Genomic DNA, 2671 nt, shown 5'->3' on the forward strand with positions numbered 1-2671 from the left:
ACGCGGGCACTGCTATGGCAAGAGTATCGCGCCCAGCATCCCGACGGCTTTGGCTATTCCTGGTTCTGCGAGGCTTATGACGCCTGGAAAGGTCAGGTTTCGCCGACCATGCGGCAGAGCCATGTCGGTGGCGAGAAGGTCTTCGTTGACTTCGCCGGCGACACCATGGGCGTGGTCGACCCAGGCAGCGGCGAGGTCTGGCAGGCCAAGCTGTTCGTCGCCTGCATGGGCGCATCCAACCTGGTCTTTGCCGAGGCCCGCGCGAGCGAGACCCTGGCGGACTGGCTGGGGGCGCATGTGAACCTGTTCGCGGCGCTGGGCGGCGTGCCGAAGTTCGTCGTCTGCGACAATCTCAAGGCCGCCGTCACCAACCCCGACCGGCATGACCCGGGACTGAACCGCTCCTACCTGGAGATGGCGGCGTATTACGGCACCACGATCCTGCCGGCGCGGCCGGGCAAGCCCCGCGACAAGGCCAAGGTCGAGCAGTCGGTGCTGCTGGCGGAACGCTGGATCATGGCGCGGCTGCGCCATGCCCGGTTTTTCTCGCTGGCCGAACTCAATGCCGCCATCACCGTCCTGACCGCGGAGCTGAATGCCCGGATCATGCGGGGCTTTGGCGCCAGCCGGGCAGAGCTGTTCGCCAGCCTGGATGGGCCGGCACTGCGTGGCCTGCGGATGCCGCCCTATGCCTTTGCCCGCTGGCGGCGCTGCCGGGTTGGCCTGGACTACCATGTCGAGGCCGATAGCCATTGGTACTCGGTGCCGTTCCGCCTGATCCGCCAGCTGGTCGACCTCCGCATCAGCGAGGCAACGGTCGAGGTGTTCCACAAGGGCGAGCGGGTCGCCAGCCATGCCCGGGTGTCGCACCGGCGGGGCCACACCACCATTGCCGAGCACATGCCGAGCGCGCATCGCCGCCACGCCCAGTGGACGCCGGCGCGGCTGCTGGAGGAGGCCGGCAAGGTTGGGCCTGCGACCATGGTGTTGTGCGAGGCGGTCATGGCGGCGAGGCCGCATCCCGAGCAGGGGTTCCGGACCTGCCTCGGCATCCTCAACCTGGCCCAGACCTATGGCGCCGCGCGGCTCGAGGCGGCCTGCGGCCGCGGCGTCGGCATCCGCGCCCGCACCGTCACCTCCATCCGCTCCATCCTGCAGACCGGCCTCGACCGGACCTTTCTGGAGGAGGAGCCGGACCGCCAGCCGCCGCCGTTGCACGGCAACATCCGTGGCGGCGGCTACTTCCACTGACCTCCAGAGGAGAGCCCATGCTCGTCCATCCCACCCATGAGCGGCTGATCGCGCTCGGCCTGGCCGGCATGGCCAGGGGCTTTGAAGAGCAGCGACGATCCCCCGACATCGCTGCCCTGACCTTTGAGGAGCGCCTCGGCCTGCTGGTTGACCGCGAGGCGGCCGAGCGGGAAACCCGGCGGCTGGCAACCCGCTTGAAACACGCGGCACTCCGCCACAACGCCAGCATCGAGGACGTCGATCTGCGCACCCCGCGTGGCCTCGATCGGGCACTGTTCCAGAAGCTGGTCGCCGGCGACTGGATCGACCGCCATGAGGGGCTGCTGGTCACCGGCCCGACCGGGGTTGGCAAATCCTGGCTGGCCTGCGCACTCGCCCACAAGGCCTGCCGGGACGGCCGCCGCGTGCTCTACCAGCGCGTGCCCAGGCTGTTCGAGGCACTGGCCGTTGCCCGTGGTGATGGCCGCCACAGCCGCGCCCTGAAGGCGCTGGCCCGGGTCGAATTGCTGGTGCTCGACGATTGGGGCCTGTCGGTTCTCACGCAGCCTGAACGCGAAACGCTGCTGGAAATCCTGGAGGACCGCCACGGCCGCAGCTCCACCATCCTCACCAGCCAGGTGCCGGTCGAGCAGTGGCACGCGGTGATCGGCAGCCCAACCCTGGCCGACGCCATCCTGGACCGCCTCGTGCACAACGCCCACCGCATCGAACTCAAGGGGGAAAGCATGCGACGCATCACCGCCAGACACGCCATGACCACGCAAACGCTTGACGTCAGAGAGCCTTCCTGAACCATTGGTCTATCGGCAGGAAGCCTGCCCACGATGCCGTGGAATTCGTGCCCACGATCGCCTGGAACGACCGCCCACGATCACTGGAATACGCACTGGAACTGGCGCCGCACTCAGGCGCCCGCAACCGCTGCCGCCTGAACGTCAACCGCGGCCATCACCGGATGGGTACCGTCCTCCTCGGCCGCGTCCATCAGCGAGGCGAGCTTCGGGACCTTCGGACGGAGCTGATCGGCCACCGTTCTCCACTGCCTCTTGGCGCCCTCCGCATCGGGCTCCGCGTAGGCGGTGCCGATCCAGGCGGAGACGATGCGGCGCTGGCTCTTCCCGGCATGCGCCAGCGCAGTGCGGGCAAAATGAACGCGGCACCTTTGCCAAGTGGCCCTGAGGACCTTCGTCACGGCGGCCTTGAGCCCCTCATGGGCATCGGAGATGACCAGCTTGACCCCGCGGAGCCCGCGGCGGGCCAGGCTGCGGAGGAAGTCAAGCCAGAAGGGTTCGGCCTCCGAGCTGCCCACCGCCATCCCAAGCACCTCGCGCCGCCCATCGGCGTTGACGCCCACCGCGACGGTGACGGCGACGGAGACGATGCGCCCGGCCTCGCGCACCTTCACGTAGGTCGCGTCCAG

General features: G+C 68.7%; 2 protein-coding genes and 1 pseudogene. 2 read left to right on the top strand and 1 reads right to left on the bottom strand.

Annotation, left to right across the window (positions count from 1 at the left end; translation table 11 throughout):
• On the top strand, positions 1-1251 hold a 1251-nt coding region (gene istA, locus CR162_RS18345; RefSeq protein WP_141563220.1), incomplete at its 5' end, for an IS21 family transposase.
• A gap of 17 nt (positions 1252-1268) precedes the next feature.
• Positions 1269-2042, top strand: a complete 774-nt coding sequence (gene istB / locus CR162_RS18350; protein ID WP_099096982.1) for an IS21-like element helper ATPase IstB — start codon at positions 1269-1271, stop codon at positions 2040-2042.
• Positions 2043-2215: 173 nt separating this feature from the next.
• Here the strand turns inward: istB and CR162_RS18355 are convergent.
• Positions 2216-2671, bottom strand: a pseudogene (locus CR162_RS18355) (transposase); the annotation flags it as partial.

The sequence above is a fragment of the Teichococcus rhizosphaerae genome (assembly GCF_002631185.1).
GTDB lineage: Bacteria > Pseudomonadota > Alphaproteobacteria > Acetobacterales > Acetobacteraceae > Pseudoroseomonas > Pseudoroseomonas rhizosphaerae.

What these genes read in the sequence shown, in the direction of transcription:
- istB (WP_099096982.1), top strand. Translation starts at nt 1,269, where the DNA reads ATGCTCGTCCATCCCACCCATGAGCGGCTGATCGCGCTCGGCCTGGCC.